Raw genomic sequence first — 20,741 nt, 5'->3', positions numbered from 1 at the left:
AGAAGTGAACGGACTACACGAGAAACTGCACGACCTCTACGAAGAGGTCGCCAGGCGCAACGCCGGAGAGATCGAATTCCACCAATCGGTGTACGAGGTGCTCAACAGCCTCGGACCGGTGGTGGAAAAGCATCCCGAGTACGTCGACTCCGAGGTGATTCGGCGGCTGTGCGAACCGGAACGCCAGATCATCTTCCGGGTGCCCTGGGTCGACGACCGCGGCACGGTCCAGATCAACCGCGGTTTCCGCGTCGAGTTCAACTCCGCTTTGGGCCCGTTCAAGGGCGGCCTGCGGTTCCATCCGTCGGTCTACCTCGGCATCGTCAAGTTCCTCGGCTTCGAGCAGATCTTCAAGAATTCACTGACCGGCATGCCGATCGGCGGCGGCAAGGGCGGCGCCGACTTCGACCCCAAGGGCCGCTCCGACGACGAGGTGATGCGGTTCTGCCAGTCGTTCATGACCGAGTTGTACCGCCATCTCGGCGAGTACACCGACGTACCGGCCGGCGACACCGGCGTGGGCATGCGCGAGATCGGTTACCTCTTCGGGCAGTACAAGCGGATCACCAACCGCTACGAGTCCGGCACGCTCACCGGAAAGGGGTTGACCTGGGGCGGTTCTCAGGTCCGCACCGAGGCAACGGGATACGGGACGGTCTTCTTCGTCAACGAGATCCTGCGGACCGGCAACGACACCTTCGAGGGCAAACGCGCCGTCGTGTCCGGTTCGGGCAACGTCGCGATCTACGCGATCGAGAAGATCCAGGAACTCGGCGGCATCGTGGTCGCCTGTTCGGACTCGAGCGGCTATGTCGTCGACGAGAAGGGTATCGACCTCGACCTCCTCAAGGAGATAAAGGAGGTGCGCCGCGGTCGGGTGGCCGACTACGCCGAGATACGTGGTGGAGCAACGCATTTCGTCGAGGACCGCAACGTGTGGAACGTGCCGTGTGAAATCGCGCTGCCGTGCGCCACGCAGAACGAGATCAACGGCGAAGAAGCGCTTGCACTGATCGAGAACGGCTGTCGCATCGTCGCCGAAGGTGCGAACATGCCGTGCTCACCCACCGCGGTCAAGCACTTCATGGCGGCCGGCGTGACGTTCGCACCGGGCAAGGCGGCCAACGCCGGCGGCGTCGCCACCAGCGCGCTGGAGATGCAGCAGAACGCGTCGCGGGACTCGTGGACGTTCGCCGACACCGAGTTGCGGCTGGAGCAGATCATGCGCCGCATCCACAACCGCTGTCTGGTGACCGCCGAGGAATACGGCCAACCGGGCAACTACGTGTCCGGTGCGAACATCGCCGGGTTCATCCGGGTGGCCGACGCGATGCTGGCGCTCGGCCTGGTCTGACCGCGGATGTGACGCACGTCACTATTTGTCACGTCCGGCGGCCCGGCGGTGTCTAGAGGGCATGACTGAATTCACCGCACCCAAGACCCATAACGCACGCACCAGGGTCGTCGTCATCGGCGGCGGCTACTCCGGAACGCTGGCGGCCAACCACCTGAGAGCGGGCGGCGATCTCGACATCACACTGGTCAACCCCCGGCCGAAGTTCGTCGAGCGAATCCGGCTGCACCAGTCGGTGGCCGCCGGCTACGACGCGAGCGTCGACTACGGCACGCTGCTCGGCGAGGGAATCCGGCTCGTGGTCGACACCGCGACTCGCATCGACACCGCGGCGCACACCGTGGCGCTCGGGTCCGGCCGCGAGCTCGACTACGACTACCTCATCTACGCTGTCGGAAGTACCGGCACAGTGTCGTCGGCCATCCCCGGAGCGGCCGAATTCGCCTATCCCGTCGCCGAACTCGAGCAGGCCGAGCGGCTGCGCGCGGTACTCGACCAGTTTCATCCCGCCGCTCCGGTCACCGTCGTCGGCGCCGGCCTGACCGGTATCGAGACCGCCACAGAACTCGCCGAGCAGGGCCGCAATGTCGTTCTGGTGTGTGGCGGGCGGCTCGGGCCGTCACTGTCCGAGCCCGGCCGTCGCTCGGTCGCCAAGGCGATGGCCAAGCTCGGCGTGACCGTGATGGAGACCGATGTGGTCACCGAGGTGAGGGCCGACGCGGTGGTATTCGCCGACGGCGCCGTGCGCCCGAGCGCGGTCACCATCTGGACCGCCGGCTTCGGGGCGCCCGGACTGGCGACGGCAAGCGGGCTGACCACCGACTCGATAGGCCGGCTGATCACCGACGAAACCCTCACCAGCGTCGACGATGAGCGTATCGTCGCCGCCGGTGACTGTGCCGCGCCGTCGAATCAGCCGCTGCGGATGTGCTGTGCGACAGCTACGCAGCTCGCCCCGCAGGCGGCCAACACCGTGCTGAGCCGCATCGCGGGCACCGCACCCGCCCGGTTCGAGTACGCCTACGCGGGGGCGTGCATCAGCCTGGGCAGGCGTGCCGCGACGCTGCAGTTCACCCGCAAGGACGACACCGCGGTGAACCTCTATATCGGCGGACGGCCGCTCGCCGTGGTCAAGGAGGCGGTCTGCATGGGCACGCTGTGGGCGATGCGACGCTCGGCCCGCAAGCCGGACTGGACGTTGTGGCTCAAGGGCGGCCCGCGCCCAGAGCAGCCGGCGCTCGTGCCGAAGGTGGTCGCGCAGACGTGACCACCTCGGCAGGCGAACACACCGACCGCTTCACCGTGCTGCGGCCGCTGCTGTTCACGATCGCTTACGAGATCCTCGGCAGCACAACCGAATCCGATGACGTGCTGCAGGACAGCTATCTGCGGTGGGCCGACGTCGATCTCGCCACGGTGCGCGATACCAAGTCGTATCTGGCGCAGTTGGTGACCCGCGAGGCACTCAACGCGCGGCGGGCGAGGTCGCGCCGCCGGGAGGAGTACGTCGGTCCCTGGCTACCCGAACCGCTGCTGCTCGACTGCCGCGACGCCTCGTCCGATGTCGTGCTCGCCGAGTCCATCTCGATGGCGATGCTGGTGCTGCTCGAGACGCTCACACCCGAGGAGCGTGCGGTGTTCGTGTTGCGCGAGGTGTTCGGCTTCGACTACGACGAGATCGCCGGCGCGGTGGGTAAATCCGTGCCGACGGCGCGCCAGATGGCCCACCGCGCACGCGAACACGTGCACGCACGGCGCAATCGGTTCGGCCCGGTGGATGAACGGCGGACCGAGCAGATCACCGAGCAGTTCTTGGCCGCAGCGGCAACCGGCGACATCGAGGGACTCATGTCGCTGCTGTCGCCAGGCGTCACATGGACCGCGGACCACGGCGGCAAGGCCACAGCGATCCGCAGACCCGTCGTCGGTGCGCGGAGGGTGGCCGCCCTCATGGCGCGGCTGTTCCAGGTGGCCAGGGAGACGCCGGACTTCCGCTTCGAAACGGCGATCTACAACAGCGCGCCGGCGGTGGTCGTCTACACCGGCGACCACCTCGAGGGCCTTTTCGTGTTCGAGGTGATCGACGACCAGATCACGAACCTCTACGCGATGCGCAATCCGGACAAACTGGCGGGTATCACGATCCCTCGCCGGATCAGCCGGTAGTGACGTGTGCCACATCTGCGCTCGGAGATGTCACAGTGCGGACATGCGGGGTGTCTCGAGGTCAGACCCGCTCTGAGCGAGCCTGATGACCCGAGGAGATCGAAGATGACCGAATACAACAGCAACGTCGTCGTGGTCGGGGGCGGCTATGCCGGGGTGATGGCCGCCAACCGACTCGCCCCGCACGCGCGCGTCACGCTGGTGAACCCGCGCGCCGAGTTCGTCGAACGAATCCGCCTGCACCAACTCGTCGCGGGTAACGACGATGCGGTCGCCGACTACACGACGGTGCTGTCACCCGCCGTGCGGCTGGTGGTCGACGGCGCCGACCGCATCGACACGGCCGCCCGCACCGTCGTGCTCACCTCCGGCGCCTCGCTGGAATACGACTACCTGGTGTATGCCGTCGGCAGCGTGGGCACCGTACCGGCGTCGGTGCCGGGCGCCGCCGAGTTCGCTTATCCGCTCAGCGAATTGGAGCAGGCACAACGGCTGACCGAGCGGATGGCCGATGTCCCGCTGTCGGCACCGGTGGTGGTGGTCGGCGGCGGGTTGACCGGTATCGAGACCGCGGCCGAGTTGGCCGAGGCCGGCCGCCCGGTCGCGTTGGTGACCGACGTGCTCGGGCCGTCGCTGGCCGCCGGCGGTCTGCGGTCGGTGACCAAGCGGCTGGCCAAGCTGCGGGTCTCCGTGATCGAAGGCTCCGCCGTCGCACGAGTTTTCGACGATCGTGTGGTCCTGGCAAACGGCTCCGAGGTGCCGAGCGCGGTGACGGTGTGGACGGCCGGGTTCGGTGTGCCCGGGCTGGCCGCGGCCAGCGGGCTGACCACCGACGCGCTTGGTCGGCTGCTCACCGACGAGACGCTGACCAGCGTGGACGACAGCCGTGTCGTGGCTGCCGGGGACGCGGCGTCACCGTCCGACGCACCCTGGCGGATGAGCTGCCAGGCCGCGCTCCCGCTGGGCGCGCAAGCCGCGAACACGGTGCTGGCCCGGATGACCGGCGAGGACCCGGCCGCGGTGAACCATGCGATGGCCGGGCAGTGCATCAGCCTGGGCCGCAAGGCCGGCACCTTCCAGTTCGCCGACGTCGACGACACACCGCGCCGGTGGTACGTCGGCGGCCGCACCGGCGCGCTGGTCAAAGAGCAGGTGTGCCGCTTGACGCTGAAGTGGCTTCGCGGCGAGGCTGACAAGCCCGGCTCGTATTCCTGGAAGACGAACCCGCGCCGCCAGCAGGTGACGGCCGCGCAGGCGGTCCCGGCGCAATGAGCAGCCCGGGTGACGAACACGCCGAACGGTTCACGGCGCTGCGTCCGCTGCTGTTCACGATCGCATACGAAATTCTCGGCAGCGCAACCGAATCCGACGACGTGCTGCAGGAAAGCTACCTGCGCTGGGCCGAGGTCGACCTCGCGACGGTGCGCGACACCAAGGCCTACCTCGCCCAGCTGGTCACCCGGCAGTCGCTCAACGCGCTGCGAGCGCAGTCCAGACGGCGCGAGGATTACGTCGGCCCGTGGCTGCCCGAACCGCTACTGCTCGACACCACCGACGCGTCGACCGATGTGGTTCTCGCCGAGTCGGTTTCGATGGCCATGCTCGTCGTCCTGGAGACGCTGAGTCCCGACGAGCGCGCGGTGTTCGTCCTGCGCGAGGTGTTCGGTTTCGGCCACGACGAGATTGCCGCCACCATCGGCAAGTCGACGGCCGCGGTTCGTCAGATGGCACACCGGGCCCGCGAGCACGTGCAGTCCCGCCGCAAGCGGTTCGAGCCCGTCGATCCGAAGCTGTCGATGGAGATCACGACACGGTTCTTCGCGGCGGCGTCGGACGGCGACTTGGCGGGCCTGCTGGAGATGCTGACCGAGGACGCCTGCTGGACCGCCGACAGCGACGGCAAGGTCACCGCCGCCCGCAGGCCCATCGTCGGCGCCGAGAAGGTCGCCAGGGTCGTCATCGGGCTGGTCCGGGTGGCGGGCGCGGCCGGCCGGGTGGAACCGGCGGTGTACAACAACGCCCCGGCGCTGCGGCTCTACCTGGGCGACAGCTTCGAGGGCGTCATCACCGTCGAGCTCACCGAGGGCCGGATCTCGCACTTCTACGTGATGCGCAACCCGGACAAGTTGGCCGGCGCCGGCATCGCGCGGAAGATCGCGCGGCATCTGACAAGCTGAGCCGGTGCGGATCGACCGGCTCGGCGACCTGGGCAGCGCCCCGGCGGTACTGCGCGCCGTGGGATATGCCGCTGCAGAGCACGGGCTGGCGCCGCCCGCCGCACTGATCGGCGACTGGTTCGGCTCCGGTGCCGTCATCGCGCCGACGGTTAATGTCACGCCCGTCGAGGCCGCCCACGTTTTCGACGTCGTACCGGGCGGATCGGGGGATGCCGTCGGAGGCGGATGGTTCGGCTATCTGTCGTATCCGGATGCCGCGGCCGACGGACGCGGCCCGCGGATCCCACATGCTGCGGGCGGCTGGTCCGACTGTGTGCTGCGCCAGGATGGCGACGGCCGGTGGTGGTTCGAAAGCCTCACCGAGGCAACGATTCCGGACTGGGTGGCCGACGCCCTGCGGGTGCCCGTCGAACCACGGCCGTTTCGCCTCGAGTGGGGTGAGGCCGATCGCGATGCGCATCGCAGCGGGATGCTGGACTGCCTGGACGCGATCGCCGCCGGCGAGGTCTACCAGGCGTGTGTGTGCACGCAGTTCCGCGGCCGACTCGCCGCCGGAGCCGCTGGGGCGGCGGCATCGAGTACGGCTCCGATCGACTTCTTCGTCGATGCCGTGCAGCGCTTCTCGCCCGCCCGCGCGGCGTACTTGGCCGGGCCGTGGGGCGCGGTGGCGTCGCTGTCGCCAGAGTTGTTCTTGCGCAGGCGTGGTGACCACATCGCGTCGAGCCCGATCAAGGGCACATTACCGCTGTCCGCCGATCCGGCCGCACTTCGCGCGTCGGTCAAGGACGTCGCCGAGAACATCATGATCGTCGATCTCGTGCGCAACGACCTCGGGCGCGTCGCCGATGTCGGCACGGTGACGGTCCCCGAGTTACTGGACGTGCAGCCGGCTCCGGGGGTGTGGCATCTGGTGTCTACGGTGTCGGCGCGAGTGGATGTCGACGTGCCGATGTCGGCAGTACTCGACGCCACGTTCCCGCCCGCGTCGGTGACGGGCACTCCGAAGACGCGGGCCCGTCAGCTGCTCGCGGAGTGGGAACCGGTTCGCCGGGGGGTGTACTGCGGCACAGTGGGTTTGGCGTCGCCGGTCGCCGGTTGCGAACTGAACGTGGCGATCCGGACGGTGGAGTTCGACGAGTCGGGAAACGCAGTCCTCGGCGTCGGCGGCGGTATCACCGCCGACTCGGACCCGGACCTCGAGTGGGAGGAGTGCCTGCACAAGGCGGCGCCGATCATCGGGGTCATACGCGCCGCAGAGAGCATTTGACGCCGCGCGCTAGAGCGCGCGGCCCCAAACGGGCATCAAATTGAAATCCGAGGTGCTGCTCCCGCAGGGCAACTACTGAAGCCCCGACTCGCCGCCGCCCGGGGCCCCGCCGCCGGGCGCCCCGCCACCCGGGGCACCGCCCCCGGGAGCGCCGCCACCACCCGGGGCGGTGCCGCCCAATGCACCGCCGCCCGGAGTGCCGCCGCCCGGAGTGCCGCCGCCGGTCGGGGCGCTGAAGCCAGTCGGGCCGCTGACACCACCGCCGCCGCCTAAGACCCCGTTGGTGAGGGCACCGACGGGACCACCGAACAAGCTCGTCGTCGGCGGTTGGGGGTTACCCCCGTTCCAGCAGCCTGGGCCGGAACATGTCCAGTAGAGGCTCCCGGTATAGCCCGGCAGGCCGATGTCATCCTGCTCATCGATCGGTACCCCGGTCAGCGCCTCCGTGATGTATCCAGCCGGGCTGGCGGCTTCACGGATGTACTGGTTGTAGAAGATCGGCTGTTCGGGTTCGTCTTCTTCTGGCTCTGCCGCTGCCGAGATGCGCACCGTTTGGTCGCCTTCTGCGCACCTGGCGACATTCGTGCTGCAGGAAAAGGTGACGTCGGGCCCAGCTGAAGCGGGCACAGCGGTTATCAGACTGGCGGCACTGAAAAGCCCGGCCGCAGCAAAGGCAAGTTTCATTGTTTCCCCGTTGTTTGCGTGATGTTAACAATCGGAACTGCAGCGCCGGTTGGCGAATTGATCCTAACCCCGACTGCGCCACGTCGCATGACTTGTTACTCCATTTATCCGGGCGGTTGTTGATATCGGCGACGCCGCCTCACGCCGGGGTCGACGCGGTAATTGCTGATGCACACAAATTGCGGCCCGTCATTCTCGCGACCGCACCACGGCTTCGTAGAGCAAACGTCGTGACGGCGCCCCGGGGTGTTGGGAAATCACCTCGGCGCAGGCATCTTTGATCCGGACACCATCACTAATAAGCGCGTTGACTTCGGCGACGAGCGTAGGGATATCGGCGTGCAGTACCGCGCCCGCGAGAACGACGGTGATCTCGCCCAGCACGCCGTCGCCTGCCCACTCGGCCAACTCGCTCAGGGTGCCGCGCACGATCTCCTCGTGCGTCTTGGTCATCTCGCGGCACACCACCGCGCGCCGGTCCGGGCCGAGTACGTCGACCGCATCCCTGAGAGTCCCCGCGAGCCGGCGCGGCGATTCGAAGAACACGCAGGTGCGCTGTTCGGCGGCCAGCGTTTTCAGCCACGTCTTGCGCGCGGCCTGTCTGCGCGGCGCGAAGCCCTCGAAGCAGAACCGCTCGGTCGGTAACCCCGAGACCGCCAGCGCCGTCGTCACCGCTGATGGGCCCGGCAGGCAGCTCACCGGCAGGCCCGCCTCTATACACGCCCTCACCAGGCGGTAGCCCGGGTCGCTGATCAACGGCATGCCGGCATCGCTGACCAGCAGTACCGTCGCGCCGGCCCGGACCTCGTCGAGCAGGCCCGCCACCCGCGACGCCTCATTCTGGTCGTAGAGGCTGACCACCTTGGCGGTCAGCCTGACCGCCAGGGACTGAGCCAGGATACGGACGCGGCGAGTGTCCTCGGCGGCGACGACGTCGGCGTCCTCGAGCGCGGCGATCAGGCGCGAGGAGGCATCGGAGGGCTGGCCCAGCGGCGTGGCGCAGATAAGCAGTCGGCCGAGGCTCATGCGGGACAGCCTACGATCGCACTCGTGACCGCTCCTGCCACCAAAGCGCCGCGCGCGGTCCCGGTCATCAGCCCGGCGCCGCAGGTGCCGGTCGCCGATTTCGGCCCGGTCGACCGCCTGCAGGGCTGGGTGATGACCGCCGTCATCACCGCGCTGGCCGCGGTGACCCGGTTCCTCAACCTCGGTTCGCCGACCGATGCCGGCACGCCGGTATTCGACGAGAAGCACTACGCGCCTCAGGCCTGGCAGATGCTGCACAACCACGGCGTCGAGGACAACCCCGGCTACGGCCTGGTGGTGCACCCGCCGGTCGGCAAGCAGTTGATCGCGATCGGCGAAGCGCTGTTCGGCTACGACGGGCTGGGCTGGCGGTTTTCCGGCGCGGTATGCGGCGTGATCGTGGTGGTGCTGGTGGCGCGTATCGCACGGCGCATCAGCCGCTCGACGTTGGTGGGCGGCATCGCGGGGCTGCTGGTGATCGCCGACGGGGTCAGCTTCGTTGCTGCGCGAACCGCGCTGCTCGACGGGTTCCTGGTGACGTTCGTGGTGGCCGCGTTCGGCTGCCTGATCGTCGACCGCGACCAGGTGCGCGAGCGTATGCACGTCGCGCTGCTGGAGGGCCGCATCGGCGAGACGCTGTGGGGACCGCGACTCGGTGTGCGGTGGTGGCGGTTCGGTGCCGGCGTGCTACTCGGGTTGGCCTGTGCGACAAAGTGGTCGGGGCTCTACTTCATCGCGTTCTTCGGGGTCATGACGATGGCCTTCGACATCGTGGCGCGGCGACAGTATCGGGTGCCGCGACCATGGCTCGGCGCATTCCGCCGGGATCTGGGCCCGTCGCTGTACGCCCTGGTACTCATTCCGTTCGTTGTTTACCTCGCGTCATACACGCCGTGGTTCGCCTCCGAGACGGCGGTGAACCGCCACGAGGTCGGACAGTCGATCGGTCAGGACAGCGTGCTGCCGATCCCCGATGCGCTGCGCTCGCTGTGGCATTACACCTACTCGGCTTACCAATTCCACTCCGGGCTGACCAACGCCGACGGCAACCATCACCCGTGGGAGTCCAAGCCGTGGACCTGGCCGATGTCGCTGCGCCCGGTGCTCTATGCGATCGACAACCAGGACGTACCGGGGTGTGGCGCGCAGTCCTGCGTAAAGGCCGTGATGCTGGTCGGTACGCCGGCGATGTGGTTCCTCGCGGTGCCGGTACTGGCCTGGGCGCTGTGGCGGGCGTTCGTCAAGCGCGACTGGCGTTACGCCGTCGCGCTGGTCGGCTACAGCGCGGGCTTCCTGCCGTGGTTCGCCGACATCGACCGTCAGATGTACTTCTTCTACGCAGCGACGATGGCGCCGTTCCTGGTGATCATGATCGCGTTGATCCTCGGCGACATCCTGCACAAGCCGAACCAGAACGCCGAGCGTCGGACGCTCGGGTTGATCGCGGTGAGCTGTTATATCGCGGTGGTGTTGACGAACTTCGCGTGGATGTACCCGATCTTGACGGGTATCCCGATCTCGCAGTCGACGTGGAATATGCAGATCTGGCTGCCCTCCTGGCGATAACTTCCTTGCGCCGAAATAGCATTCCGGGCTGCTATGCGGGCAATTTCACAGCCACACCTCTTCTTTGGCGCATCCGCCATGCGGTTTCGACCCGGGCAAGAATGTCGGTTGGGCAGTCCTCCGCGATGACCTTCACGTGCAACCAGCCGATGCGTAGCAGCTTCCGGAGGCGTCGTTCATCCCAGACGTACTGCTTCCGATCCTTCCGATGCTGGTCACCGTCGTATTCGACGGCAATTTTCAAGTCCCGCCAGCCCATGTCCAAGAAGGCGAATTCATTGCCCCAGTCATCGGCGACAGGGATCTGGGTGTGCGGCTTCGGGTATCCGGCGTCGATGAGCAGTAATCGCAGCCAACTCTCCTTCGGTGATTGAGCCCCGCCGTCCATCAACTCGATGGCTTCGCGGAAGCGTCGAACGCCGCGCGCACCGCTATACCGCCCTGCCAGCCACACGACTTCGTCGGCAGTTAGACCCGTTTTCCGTGCGAGCGCGTCCAGATGAATGACCGCTTGAGTTCGCTGGAAATGGCGTCCCAGATCGAACGCGGTACGGCTCGGCGTCGCGAGTGCCATGCCGTCCGCAATGACGATCTCCTCCGACGAGATGCGTTCACGTCTGGTGATGATGCCGCTTGGGCAGCGGTTGTTCGTCCAAATGAGTTCGACGGGATCCGAGTCGGCCACCCATTGCGCGCCGTGTAGCGCCGCCGCCGCACGACCGGTGATCACGCCGCGACGTCGTGCCCAAAGGTACGCCGCCTCCGCCTTGACCGGCATCGTCAATTCGACACCTCGGGGAAGATAAACGTCGGGAAAAATCGTCCGGTAGTTCCATCGGAGATCGCCCCGCGAAATCCGTCCCGCAGCGATGGCCTCCGAGCCGATCAGCGCTTCTCCCACCCGTCCGATCATGTATGAAGTCGCGCTCGCCTCAGCGAATGAGAAGCGGCGGCTGTGGATAACGTCGATTAGCAGCCAGGAATGCTATTTCGGCGCAAGGGCGCAAGGGCGCAAGGGCGCAAGGGCGCAACGGCACAGAAGCGCCTAAAGTGGGTCGCGGCCGGCCGGGCAGGACATGCACCGCGGACCGCCCCGGCCGGTACCCAGCTCCGACGCCTGAATCGGCAGTACCTCGATCCCCGCATCGGCAAGCCGCGCATTGGTTTCGACGTTGCGCTCGTAGGCCACCACCACACCCGGCGCGAGCGCGAGCGTGTTGTTGCCGTCGTCCCACTGTTCACGCTCGGCCGTCACCGGGTCGAGGCCCGTGGCGATGACCCGCAGGCGTTCGATTCCCATCGCCGTCGCGGCGGCGTCCACGAACAGCACCTCGTCGTCGATGCGCACCCCGCCGTTGCCGTCGCGGTGAATCGCGAACGCCGACAACGAGTCCACGATCGGCGGGTACATCACAACCGCGTCGACGTCGACCATTGTGCACACGGTGTCGAGGTGCATCTGCGCCCGCCCCTGCGCGATCGGGACGGCCAGCACGATATCGGCGAGGCCGTCGTCGAAGAGGCTGCGCGCCAACGCCTCCGCGCCCGCCGGCGTGGTCCGCTCCCCCACCCCGACCGCGACGACACCGGGTGCGAGCAGCAGCACGTCACCACCTTCGACGGGCGCTGACCGCGACTCGTATGCCCGCCGAACGCCCAGGAACCTCGGGTGGTGGGCATAGATCACGTCGGTCAGCGAGGTCTCCCGCACCCGCGCCGGCAGCGCCAGCGAGGTGATCGCCACCCGCGGGCCGATCCAGAATGACGAGTCGCGGGTGAACAACAGGTTCGGCAGCGGATCGATGACGAAGTCGGCGCCGTGGTGCATCCGCCGCACCAGCGACAGTTCGGCACCCGACAGCGGCAACTCGTTGAACGTCATGCCCGCCATCAGGACCCGCGCCAGCGGCGCCGGCTCCAGCGACCGCAGATACTGCGAAAGCTCTTGCGCCAGCGGCAGGCCCAGCCGCCGCGGATCGACAGCCGCTGCGATGCCGTGCATTCGGGCCGCGCCACTGTGCGACAGCGCCTCGGTCAGCAGGTCCGCCAGCAGCAGCACCTCGACACCGCGGTCGACGAGCAGCGCCGCGAACGCATCGTGCTCCTGCTGCGCCCTGGCCACCCAGGGCAGGCCGTCGAACAGCAGCGCATCGTTGTTGCGGGGTGTCAACCGTTGGAGTTCGGCCCCTGGCCGGTGCAGGATCACTGCGCGCAGTCGACCCACCTCGGAGTCGCAGCCCAACGTCACATCTAGCACGGTAACCCGCAACCGCACCTCAACTATGGTTGATGTTATGGAGTTGATCCACGAGCTGACTCCCGGCGAGATGTCCGCTCGCAGCGGCGTTGCGGTCTCGGCACTGCACTTCTACGAACGCGAAGGTCTCATCCACAGCAGACGCACCGGCGGCAACCAGCGTCGCTACGCACGAGAAACGCTGCGCCGCGTCGCGTTCATCCGAATGTCGCAGCGGCTCGGAATCCCGCTGTCCCGCATCCGCGAAGCGCTGGCCACCCTGCCCACCGACCACGCCCCGACAAGCAAGGATTGGGCGAAGCTGTCGGCGGGCTGGCGCCAATATCTCGACGACCGCATCCTGCACCTGCAACGCCTGCGCGACAACCTGGCCGGCTGCATCGGCTGCGGCTGCCTGAGCCTGAAGACATGCGCGCTGTCCAACCCCGGGGATGTGCTTGCCGAGCGAGGCCCCGGCGCGGTGAGACTGTGACGAATCGAACGCCTGTGCGATAGGATCGCGGTCATGGAGCTGGCTCTGCAGAGCTCGCTGTTCGAGCACGCCGAACGCCGCCATCTGGGCAACGGGGCCTGGATCGACTTCCGATCCGGGTGGCTGCAGGACGCCGACGCGCTGTTCGACGAGCTGTCCGAGACAGTCCCCTGGCGCGCCGAACGCAGGCCGATGTACGACCGCATCGTCGACGTCCCCCGCCTGATCTGCTTCGTGAATCTTGCCAACCAAGACGACCCGCCGCCGCACGCTATGCTCAAGCCGCTCCAGTGTCGGCTCAACGATGTCTACGCCGGGGAACTCGGCGAACCGTTCACCACCGCAGGCCTGTGTCTGTACCGCGACGGCAACGACAGCGTGGCCTGGCACGGCGACACCGTCGGCCGCAGCAGCACCGAAGACACCATGGTCGCGATCGTAGGCCTCGGCGCCACAAGGGTTTTCGCGCTGCGGCCACGCGGCGGCGGCAAGTCGCTACGCCTGCAGCACTCGCACGGCGATCTGCTCGTGATGGGCGGCTCGTGCCAGCGCACCTGGGAGCATGCGATACCCAAGACGACACGGCACGTCGGCCCGAGGATCAGCATCCAGTTCCGCCCACACGATGTGCGCTAAGCCTTGATCGCATGCACCGCCTCGACCAGCAGGTCGCGGGCGCGTTGCGTGTCCACTTTCGTGACCGGCTTGTCGGGCAGCACCAAGGGGTTGGCGGTGACGATCACCAGGAAGGAACCGAAACCGGCGAGATAGTTGTACAACTCGCCGGTGCGGGGCTTGCCGTCCACCGTCGTCTGCACCACACGGTGCGTGCCCAGTGTCTGCGCCCCCTCGATCCGCGGCGCCTCGACGACCTCGACCAATCCACGCATCCCGCCGCCGGCGAACCCGACCTTGCGGCAGTTGTCGGCGGGCGCGTTGACCGACGCGGCCTCGGACGTCTCGACGGCGATCGCGATGAACCGGTTGCCCTGCCCCTCGGCTGTGGTCGCGGCCATGTTGCCCTTCGCGCCTGCAGGAAGCATCTGTTGATTCGCAAACGACGCGCACTCGGGGGGTTCGAAACTCATTCCCTGCGGCAGTTCCTGCCGGGCGAGGAGTCGTGGGTCGATGCCGCTCGGCCCGACATCGGTGATCGTGAATTCGGGTCCGAAACTCGATCGGACATCCTTGACCCGAGCGATGTCGGCGATCGACGGGTCGTCGGCCGATTGGCCGGTGGTGCACGCGGTGAGCACACCGGCGCATGCGAACACCACTACCGCCCTCTTCGACATCGCCGGACAGGCTACCCGCCGAGGCGCGCTCAACTCCGTAACCAGGACACCGTTTCCGTCATGAGGTTGGCGGTGAAGTCCGAGCCGAGTTGTGGGTTCGGGGAACCGGGATCGGTGACGACGGCGACGAACGCGACGTGGTCACCGAGGTATGCGGTGACGGTGTCGGCGTGCGAATGCGTCTCGGTGCCGCCCTCCACGACGGTCTTGCTGGACGTGGCCATCGCGACCGTCGGCGCGTCGTCTATGGCCGGCGCGGGTTGGAGCGTGACGGTCCCCGTGGTGCGCCCACCCGAGATCGTCCAACGCCGGCATTCGTCGATCACCGTCGGGTCGGCCTTCCCCGGTGCCGCTGCGACGACGGCGTAGACGATCCCCCCAGGTCCCGACGCCGACCAGCCGTCGGTAGTCGTGGCGTCCGCGGTGGGGTCGGCCAACACGGCGCAGATGGGCGGATCCGTACTCCATCGCGCGCCGTACCCCCAGGCGGTGACCGGTCCGACCGGGCCGTCGAGGTCGGCGATCTCGTATCCGGTTGGCAGGGCGGTGCGAGCCCGATCGATTCGAGCCGGATTGACCGTCGCCGTCGCTTCGGTAGAGGGCACCTGATCCGGTGCCCGTTCGGCCGTCCCGCACGCGGCCGGGCAGGTCGCAAGGAGCGCGATTACGGCGACGACGACGCAACGACTCAAGGCTTTCCGACGATCGACAAGGGACAACTTTGACTCTCAGAAGACGGGAGGCTGTCATGCGCGCTCTTCGCAGTGTGGCAGCAAGCAGCGGCCGGGGCGCCATTCTCGTGCGCTCGGGCGTCGCCCGCGGTCAGGCGGCGGCAGGGGCCTCCCCCTCGGACCCGCCGGCAGGATCGCCGGGGGAGTCGTCGGGCTTCGAAACCTGCTCAGCGCCGCCAGTCACGTTCTGATCGGCCCGACCGGCGGGCGATGGGCCCATCCGACTCGGTGAATCGAACTTGATGGGCCCGCGCAGCTTGGGCAACTTGGGCGACTTGGGCAGGGCGGGCTTTACCTGCGCGGGCCTGACCTGGCCGGGCTTGGCCTGGCCGGGCTTGGCCCCAACCCTCTGCGGCTTACCGTTGAGGACGTCGTCTTCGGCGTTCTCGTCGCCCGCTTGACCGACGGTGTCTTCGACGACATCTTCGTCGCCGGTCTCTTCCTTGTTGCCGGGTGTTGTCGGGTTCTCGACACCCCGGAGCGGCTTGTCGCCCGACACATTCTCCGCGAGCGGGTCAGCCGAGGAGCCGACCTCGCCATCCGTGATGGTCTCGCCGATGAGGTCGTCGTCCCCGGGTGACGACCTCATCGACATCCGTGAAGCGTCCTGTTCGGCCGGCGGCGGCGGCAGGTCAGGCCCGCCGACACCGAAAGGACTGGTGGTCGGCTTCGTGCCCAGCGGGCGGAAGTCAGGGTCGTGCGCCACCTCGGCGAGTGCGTCGTCGACGCCGGTCGGAACCGACTTCACCAGGTTGATCGCCGTCTTGATCGGATTTCTGAACGGCAGCAAGCCCACCTTCGTCGCGACGCCGGGGTTGACGTCACGCGCGTAGGCTCCCTCGATCAGGACGCGAAGCGGTGCGTCGAGAAGCGTCAGGATCGGCGACGGCACGATACCGTCGAACGGCATCAGGATCGGCAGCCGCTTCGTCGGGTAGAGGTAGTAGTCGGTATCGCCGTAGTGGCCCTGATACTTCGCGCCCGCAAAATCCGCGTTCTGCAGCTCACCGTGCAGGTAGTAATAGCCGGCGGCGGCGTTGAGGATGGCCAGCACGTTGGTGAGGCTGGCAGGTGCGTCGCCCCCGAGACCGTCGTACTGCGCCGCCACGTCGACCGTCGGCATACACGGCCCCTCCCCTTCGCAGCTGTTCGTCGGGGTGGCGCCATAGAAGGTCACGCCGAGGATCGGGATCGTGAACCCTTCGAGTCCACGTGCCAGGATGCCGCCGTTGGGACGCATCGGGTTGGCCAGGAGGAAGAACGAGGTCTGCCCTTCATCCCTCGGGTCGGCGATCAAGCTTCGCTTGACCAAGGACGCGACCACGGCGCTCTGCGAGTAGCCGAAGATGACATAGTCCTCGCCCGCGGCGGGGGGCGGCGTCGGCTGAGTCGGGTCGACGTTGTAACTGGCGTCGCTGTTGTAGACGCAGGACGCCGATCCGTGCACGCATCCGTCCAGGCTGCCCACACCCTCACGGATGGAGGTGTCGAAGGTCTTGCTGCCGAACACCGGGAAGAACTGCGCGGGATAGACGACGGCATAGACGTTGCGGTCCACGCCGTCGATGGGATCGCTTCCGGCCGTTGGCGCGTCCGCGGCCGGGTTGATGAACGCAGTGACGGCGTTGCTCAAGTACTGGTTGATATAGAACGGGTCATCCGGCGGTGTGCTCAGCGGATGGTCTGTCCCGCCCATGATCAGTGCGCTCGCCGCCAACTGCACCGCGGTCGCGGTGGTCCATGCCACGGCCAAGGCGACCGCCGCGAGCACCGCCAAACACATCGCCCCCAGCGAACGCAGTGCCGCCTTCATTCGCCCACCCTGCTCCCCCATCGCGCGTCCCCTTCTCGCCACCATGGCCGGTGTACCCCGAACAAGCCGTGCCCACAGCTAAGCATGCCGGGGCGTCTTGGCAAAACTTCTCTTGGGAGCGCGCTCGTGCGCGTTACAGCTGTTACGCACGTTTTCCACTGCGCACCACGGACGCCGCCCGTAGGCTACGGCGCAGATCAAACCGACGGAGGAGCAAATGAGGACTTCTGTGAGGGCCGGCATCATCATGGTCGCGGCCGTGGCACTCGGTCTCGGCTTGGCGGGCTGCAACTCGGACACCAAGAGCGAGTCGACGACGACCTCGGAAGAGGCCACCACAACCGAGACCAGCACATCGGCCGCGCCGACCACGTCGCCACAGGCCGCAGGCGCGAACTACACCATCGTCGACTACATCCGCGAGAACGGGATCGTCGAGACCCCCGTCAAGCGCGGCGACCCCGGCTCCCCCACCATCGACCTGCCGTTCCCGCCCGGCTGGAGTGATGCCGGACCGCGTACCCCGGAATGGGCTTACGGCGCAATTGTTTCCGATGATCCTGCGGTGGCCGATGACCCCCCGACCATCATTGCGCTGCTGTCGAAACTCACCGGCAATGTCGACCCGGCGAAGATCCTCGAGTTCGCACCGGGAGAGATCAAGAACCTGCCCGGGTACGAAGGTCCCGAGGAAGGTTCCCCCTCCACGCTCGCCGATTTCGAGGCGGTGCAAATCGGCGGCACCTACACCAAGAACGGAGTCATGCGGGCGATCGCTCAGAAGACCGTCGTGATCCCCGGGCAGGACGGCCTCTTCGTGTTGCAACTCAACGCCGACGGCCGCGAGGATCAGATGACGGCGCTGATGGACGCCACCGGGGTGATCGACGACCAGACCAAGATCACGCCCTGACTCAGGCGCGTGACACCGCGGAGGCGGTAAAAGCGGGTCCCGATATTGCTCGGCCGACCTGACAGCGAGATGCGCAGCCGAGTGTCCTTGGACAGCGGTACGCGCATCAGCCGACGGCCCGCACGACCTGGAAGGCCACGTCCCGGATCTGTTTGGTCAGATCCGCGGTGAACGGCGGATTGGCCGGCCGCGGCACAGCGATCGTCGTGGTGACCACTCCCAGATCGTCGCGCTCCCAGTGCGCGCCGTAGCGGTTGAGGATGGCGCGCATCGCATAGTTGTCAGTGAGCACCCGCGCGGTGAAGCGCTGCACGCCATGGTATTCGGCAGCGATCGCGAGTGCTCCCATGAGAAATGTTCCGATGCCCTTGTTCTGGTAAGCGTCACCGACGAGGAACGCGACCTCCGCGGCGTCGAGGTCCTTCTCGTCGCGCACGAAGCGGGCGTCGGCGACGACCGGCCCGTCGTGTCCGTCGGTCATCACCCACACGAAGTGGTGGTCGTAGTCGACCTCGTATAGATAGCGCATCAGGGACTTGCTCGGGATGCGGACGGACTGAAAACGTCGGTACAGCGTCTCGCTGGAGAATTCGACGGGCCCTTTGGAACTGCGTTCATTATCGCCGGGCAGTACGGGGCGCAGGCATAGCTCCGTTCCGTCGCGCAGTTGAATCGGTATGGGGTTGACGTAAGCGGCCAGGCGCTGCCGGGCGGTGCTGAGCAGGCGGTCGAGCATGCCCGGGATCTCGAGCAGCGTGGCGAACGCTTCGCGTCCCCCGACCCAACCGCGAACGGGCTGCGTGGCCACCACGGTCGCGGTGCGCGTGGCCTCACGCAACAGTGCGATCTCGCCGACGATCATTCCGGACGTCAGCTTCGCGACGGTGTCGTGCCCGTCGGTTCCGACGTGGGTGACCTCGGCCTCGCCGGAACCGATCAGCAAAAAGGAGACAGCGAGTTCATCCTGCTGCATGAGCACCTGCCCGGCTGCTGCGGTCAGCGGACTCAGGTGGGCTGCGAGAGGGACGAGCTCATCGGCCCCATAGCCAGCGAAAACTTCCAGCGATGTGAGTTCGTCGGCGTGGACTCCAGTCAGGCCGGCCACGCCACGAGGCTACGGGCAGCTTGTCGCCGCAGGCAAGGTCCGACGTTCGTTTGCAGTTCGGCCACCCCCGGCTTGTGGCAACTGTCAGATGAGTCGGCCGGCAAATATTGCAGCGCTGGCGCGGGTCGGCCGTGGCGCCCCGCCACCCGCCGGAAGACAAGTCGCTACATGATGTGCTGCATCGATGTGGTCCACGGCCGCCCGCCTGTGCCAGGTTACCACAATGCCTGTTCAGGTAGACAGGTATTACCCAACGGCCATAGGCTTCGAGGAACCCGCCTGCGCACCGACGACGGCATCAGAAAGGAAGTTCATGGCCGTGTACACACTGCCTGACCTCGACTACGACTACGGCGCCCTGGAACCGTATATTTCGGGCCAGATCAACGAGATTCACCACGGCAAGCACCACGCCACCTACGTCAAAGGTGTCAACGACGCGATCGCCAAGCTCGAGGAGGCGCGCGCCGACGGCGACCATGCCGCGATCTTCCTCAACGAGAAGAACCTCGCGTTCCACCTCGGCGGGCACGTCAACCACACGATCTGGTGGAAGAACCTCTCGCCGAACGGCGGCGACAAACCAACCGGCGATCTGAGCGCCGCAATCGACGACCAGTTCGGATCGTTCGACAAGTTCCAGGCCCAATTCGCCGCCGCGGCCAATGGTCTGCAGGGCTCCGGGTGGGCGGTGCTGGGTTACGACGCCCTCGGTCAGCGACTGCTCACCTTCCAGTTGTACGACCAGCAGGCCAATGTGCCGTTGGGCATCATCCCGCTGCTGCAGGTCGATATGTGGGAGCACGCGTACTACCTGCAGTACAAGAACGTGAAGACCGACTACGTCAAGGCGTTCTGGAACGTCGTGAACTGGGAAGACGTGCAGAACCGTTACGCCGCGGCCACCAGCAAGGCGCCGGGACTGATCTTCTAGTCTCTATTCGGGCGGCCTGGCGCGTCGCCGCGGACGAGACGGAGGCGCTTGCCGATGAGCGACAATCAGTTCAGCACTCACGCAGAGCTTTTCGACCTCACGGGCAAGCGAGCCCTCGTCACCGGCGGCACCAGTGGCATCGGGGTGATGATGGCCCGCGGGCTGCTGCAGGCCGGCGCCAGCGTGGTCATCAGCTCCCGCAAGGCGGACGCATGCGAACGCGCCGAAGCCGCACTGTCCGCCTTCGGCGAGGTGCGTGCCATACCGGCCGACCTCTCGCGGCATGAGGAATGCCTGCGGCTGGCCGAAGAGGTCACCGGCGGCGAGCCGTTGCACATCCTCGTCAACAACGCCGGCGCGACATGGGGCGAACCACTCGAGAGCTTTCCGGATTCGGCGTGGGACAAGGTGCTCGACCTCAACGTCAAGTCGCCGTTCTGGCTCGTGCAGGCGCTGCTTCCCGCCCTGCGTGCCGCCGGCAGCGCGGACGATCCCGCGCGGGTGATCAACCTCGGTAGCGTCGACGGCATCCGGGTGCCCGAGTTGCCGACGTATTCCTACAGCGCCAGCAAGGCGGCCGTTCATCAGCTCACCCGCGTGCTCGCCCGCGAGCTCGGGCCGCAGCACATCACCGTGAATGCCGTTGCGCCAGGCCCATTTCCGTCGAAGATGATGGCGGCAACATTGGAAGCCTTCGGCGATGAGATCGCGGCGTCGGCGCCGCTGCGCCGGATCGGCCGCGACGACGACATGGCCGGTATCGCGGTCTTCTTGGCGACCCGGGCGGGCGCCTACCTGACCGGCGCGATCATCCCGGTCGACGGTGGGCTCGCGACGACGGCGAGCAGGTGACCGAGTTAAACGGCACTGCGGATCTTTGTGGAGCTAAGGGGAATCGAACCCCTGACCTACTCGATGCGAACGAGTCGCGCTACCAACTGCGCCATAGCCCCTGATACCGGTAGCAGGCTACCAGCCATC

20 protein-coding genes, 1 tRNA gene and 1 pseudogene are annotated in these 20,741 nt (G+C 67.0%); 12 read left to right on the top strand and 10 right to left on the bottom strand.

Annotation, left to right across the window (positions count from 1 at the left end; genetic code table 11):
* Positions 1–4 precede the first annotated feature (4 nt).
* The 6 genes from gdhA (at position 5) to QGN32_RS16870 (ending at position 6,964) form a co-directional block, all read left to right on the top strand.
* A complete protein-coding gene (gene gdhA, locus QGN32_RS16895) occupies positions 5–1,354 on the top strand; it encodes an NADP-specific glutamate dehydrogenase (protein WP_326545465.1) in 1,350 nt (449 codons plus the stop codon).
* A 61-nt stretch (positions 1,355–1,415) separates the two neighbouring features.
* Positions 1,416–2,621 (top strand): NAD(P)/FAD-dependent oxidoreductase, encoded by a 1,206-nt coding sequence (locus QGN32_RS16890; RefSeq protein WP_326545464.1) that lies wholly within the window; start codon positions 1,416–1,418, stop codon positions 2,619–2,621.
* Positions 2,618–3,520 (top strand): RNA polymerase sigma factor SigJ, encoded by a 903-nt coding sequence (gene sigJ / locus QGN32_RS16885; RefSeq protein ID WP_326545463.1) that lies wholly within the window; start codon positions 2,618–2,620, stop codon positions 3,518–3,520. Before QGN32_RS16890 ends, sigJ begins: the two co-directional genes overlap by 4 nt.
* A 105-nt stretch (positions 3,521–3,625) precedes the next feature.
* The gene (locus tag QGN32_RS16880; RefSeq protein WP_326545462.1) at positions 3,626–4,792 is read left to right on the top strand and encodes an NAD(P)/FAD-dependent oxidoreductase; all 1,167 of its coding nucleotides are present in this window, start codon (positions 3,626–3,628) and stop codon (positions 4,790–4,792) included.
* Complete coding sequence (locus QGN32_RS16875) at positions 4,789–5,697, top strand: RNA polymerase sigma-70 factor (RefSeq protein ID WP_326545461.1); 909 nt, start codon at positions 4,789–4,791, stop codon at positions 5,695–5,697. Before QGN32_RS16880 ends, QGN32_RS16875 begins: the two co-directional genes overlap by 4 nt.
* A 4-nt stretch (positions 5,698–5,701) precedes the next feature.
* Positions 5,702–6,964 carry an aminodeoxychorismate synthase component I gene (locus QGN32_RS16870; protein ID WP_326545460.1) on the top strand — a complete coding sequence of 421 codons (1,263 nt, stop codon included), beginning with the start codon at positions 5,702–5,704 and terminating at the stop codon, positions 6,962–6,964.
* 72 nt (positions 6,965–7,036) lie between these two features.
* On the opposite strand, the gene QGN32_RS16865 is transcribed toward QGN32_RS16870, so the two are convergent.
* Positions 7,037–7,513 carry a hypothetical protein gene (locus QGN32_RS16865; protein ID WP_326545459.1) on the bottom strand — a complete coding sequence of 159 codons (477 nt, stop codon included), beginning with the start codon at positions 7,511–7,513 and terminating at the stop codon, positions 7,037–7,039.
* A 324-nt stretch (positions 7,514–7,837) separates the two neighbouring features.
* Positions 7,838–8,674, bottom strand: a complete 837-nt coding sequence (gene rsmI / locus QGN32_RS16860; protein ID WP_326545458.1) for a 16S rRNA (cytidine(1402)-2'-O)-methyltransferase — start codon at positions 8,672–8,674, stop codon at positions 7,838–7,840.
* Positions 8,675–8,698: 24 nt separating this feature from the next.
* On the opposite strand from rsmI, the gene QGN32_RS16855 reads away from it, so the two are divergent.
* Entirely contained in the window at positions 8,699–10,240 is a 1,542-nt protein-coding gene (locus QGN32_RS16855; protein ID WP_326545457.1) for a dolichyl-phosphate-mannose--protein mannosyltransferase, read from the top strand.
* A gap of 31 nt (positions 10,241–10,271) precedes the next feature.
* Here the strand turns inward: QGN32_RS16855 and QGN32_RS16850 are convergent, their stop codons facing one another.
* Both QGN32_RS16850 and arcA read right to left on the bottom strand, forming a co-directional pair.
* On the bottom strand, positions 10,272–11,141 hold the full coding sequence (locus QGN32_RS16850; protein WP_326545456.1) for a putative endonuclease domain-containing protein: 870 nt from the start codon (positions 11,139–11,141) through the stop codon (positions 10,272–10,274).
* 144 nt (positions 11,142–11,285) lie between these two features.
* Entirely contained in the window at positions 11,286–12,497 is a 1,212-nt protein-coding gene (arcA, locus tag QGN32_RS16845; protein ID WP_326549116.1) for an arginine deiminase, read from the bottom strand.
* A gap of 37 nt (positions 12,498–12,534) precedes the next feature.
* Between arcA and soxR the strand changes: the two genes are divergently transcribed.
* Positions 12,535–12,969: a redox-sensitive transcriptional activator SoxR gene (gene soxR, locus QGN32_RS16840; protein WP_326545455.1), complete on the top strand. Its 435-nt coding sequence runs from the start codon at positions 12,535–12,537 to the stop codon at positions 12,967–12,969.
* Positions 12,970–13,002: 33 nt separating this feature from the next.
* A complete protein-coding gene (locus QGN32_RS16835; RefSeq protein ID WP_326545454.1) occupies positions 13,003–13,605 on the top strand; it encodes an alpha-ketoglutarate-dependent dioxygenase AlkB in 603 nt (200 codons plus the stop codon).
* Here QGN32_RS16835 and QGN32_RS16830 read toward each other — a convergent pair.
* The 3 genes from QGN32_RS16830 to QGN32_RS16820 form a co-directional block, all read right to left on the bottom strand.
* Complete coding sequence (locus QGN32_RS16830) at positions 13,602–14,264, bottom strand: DUF5642 family protein (protein WP_326545453.1); 663 nt, start codon at positions 14,262–14,264, stop codon at positions 13,602–13,604. The genes QGN32_RS16835 and QGN32_RS16830 overlap by 4 nt on opposite strands.
* A gap of 29 nt (positions 14,265–14,293) precedes the next feature.
* On the bottom strand, positions 14,294–14,869 hold the full coding sequence (locus QGN32_RS16825) for a DUF5642 family protein (protein ID WP_326545452.1): 576 nt from the start codon (positions 14,867–14,869) through the stop codon (positions 14,294–14,296).
* A gap of 217 nt (positions 14,870–15,086) precedes the next feature.
* Positions 15,087–16,808, bottom strand: coding sequence for a PE-PPE domain-containing protein (locus QGN32_RS16820; RefSeq protein WP_326545451.1), 1,722 nt, complete (start codon positions 16,806–16,808; stop codon positions 15,087–15,089).
* Between the two features lie 217 nt (positions 16,809–17,025).
* Here QGN32_RS16820 and lpqN point away from each other — a divergent pair, with 217 nt between their 5' ends.
* Entirely contained in the window at positions 17,026–17,721 is a 696-nt protein-coding gene (gene lpqN / locus QGN32_RS16815) for an envelope biogenesis lipoprotein LpqN (protein WP_326545450.1), read from the top strand.
* Between the two features lie 26 nt (positions 17,722–17,747).
* On the opposite strand, the pseudogene QGN32_RS16810 reads toward lpqN, so the two are convergent.
* Positions 17,748–17,828, bottom strand: a pseudogene (locus tag QGN32_RS16810) (shikimate 5-dehydrogenase); the annotation flags it as partial.
* A complete protein-coding gene (gene pat, locus QGN32_RS16805; RefSeq protein ID WP_326545449.1) occupies positions 17,828–18,826 on the bottom strand; it encodes an acetyltransferase Pat in 999 nt (332 codons plus the stop codon). The gene pat and the pseudogene QGN32_RS16810, both read right to left, overlap by 1 nt.
* 313 nt (positions 18,827–19,139) lie before the next feature.
* On the opposite strand from pat, the gene QGN32_RS16800 reads away from it, so the two are divergent.
* Together QGN32_RS16800 and QGN32_RS16795 are read left to right on the top strand one after the other, a co-directional pair.
* A complete protein-coding gene (locus QGN32_RS16800; RefSeq protein ID WP_326545448.1) occupies positions 19,140–19,760 on the top strand; it encodes a superoxide dismutase in 621 nt (206 codons plus the stop codon).
* Positions 19,761–19,814: 54 nt separating this feature from the next.
* Entirely contained in the window at positions 19,815–20,612 is a 798-nt protein-coding gene (locus tag QGN32_RS16795) for an SDR family oxidoreductase (RefSeq protein WP_326545447.1), read from the top strand.
* A 28-nt stretch (positions 20,613–20,640) separates the two neighbouring features.
* On the opposite strand, the gene QGN32_RS16790 is transcribed toward QGN32_RS16795, so the two are convergent.
* Positions 20,641–20,713: transfer RNA gene (locus tag QGN32_RS16790), tRNA-Ala, on the bottom strand.
* Positions 20,714–20,741 lie beyond the last annotated feature (28 nt).

The sequence above is a fragment of the Mycolicibacterium sp. ND9-15 genome (genome assembly GCF_035918395.1).
Taxonomy (GTDB): domain Bacteria; phylum Actinomycetota; class Actinomycetes; order Mycobacteriales; family Mycobacteriaceae; genus Mycobacterium.
The sequence above is the reverse complement of the archived record's forward strand: the minus strand, read 5'-3'. Positions and strand labels throughout refer to the sequence as shown.

What these genes read in the sequence shown, in the direction of transcription:
- rsmI (WP_326545458.1), bottom strand. Translation starts at nt 8,674, where the DNA reads ATGAGCCTCGGCCGACTGCTTATCTGCGCCACGCCGCTGGGCCAGCCC.
- QGN32_RS16835 (WP_326545454.1), top strand. Translation starts at nt 13,003, where the DNA reads ATGGAGCTGGCTCTGCAGAGCTCGCTGTTCGAGCACGCCGAACGCCGC.
- lpqN (WP_326545450.1), top strand. Translation starts at nt 17,026, where the DNA reads ATGAGGACTTCTGTGAGGGCCGGCATCATCATGGTCGCGGCCGTGGCA.
- QGN32_RS16890 (WP_326545464.1), top strand. Translation starts at nt 1,416, where the DNA reads ATGACTGAATTCACCGCACCCAAGACCCATAACGCACGCACCAGGGTC.
- QGN32_RS16800 (WP_326545448.1), top strand. Translation starts at nt 19,140, where the DNA reads ATGGCCGTGTACACACTGCCTGACCTCGACTACGACTACGGCGCCCTG.
- QGN32_RS16820 (WP_326545451.1), bottom strand. Translation starts at nt 16,808, where the DNA reads ATGAAGGCGGCACTGCGTTCGCTGGGGGCGATGTGTTTGGCGGTGCTC.
- QGN32_RS16830 (WP_326545453.1), bottom strand. Translation starts at nt 14,264, where the DNA reads ATGTCGAAGAGGGCGGTAGTGGTGTTCGCATGCGCCGGTGTGCTCACC.
- soxR (WP_326545455.1), top strand. Translation starts at nt 12,535, where the DNA reads ATGGAGTTGATCCACGAGCTGACTCCCGGCGAGATGTCCGCTCGCAGC.
- QGN32_RS16875 (WP_326545461.1), top strand. Translation starts at nt 4,789, where the DNA reads ATGAGCAGCCCGGGTGACGAACACGCCGAACGGTTCACGGCGCTGCGT.
- QGN32_RS16795 (WP_326545447.1), top strand. Translation starts at nt 19,815, where the DNA reads ATGAGCGACAATCAGTTCAGCACTCACGCAGAGCTTTTCGACCTCACG.
- QGN32_RS16880 (WP_326545462.1), top strand. Translation starts at nt 3,626, where the DNA reads ATGACCGAATACAACAGCAACGTCGTCGTGGTCGGGGGCGGCTATGCC.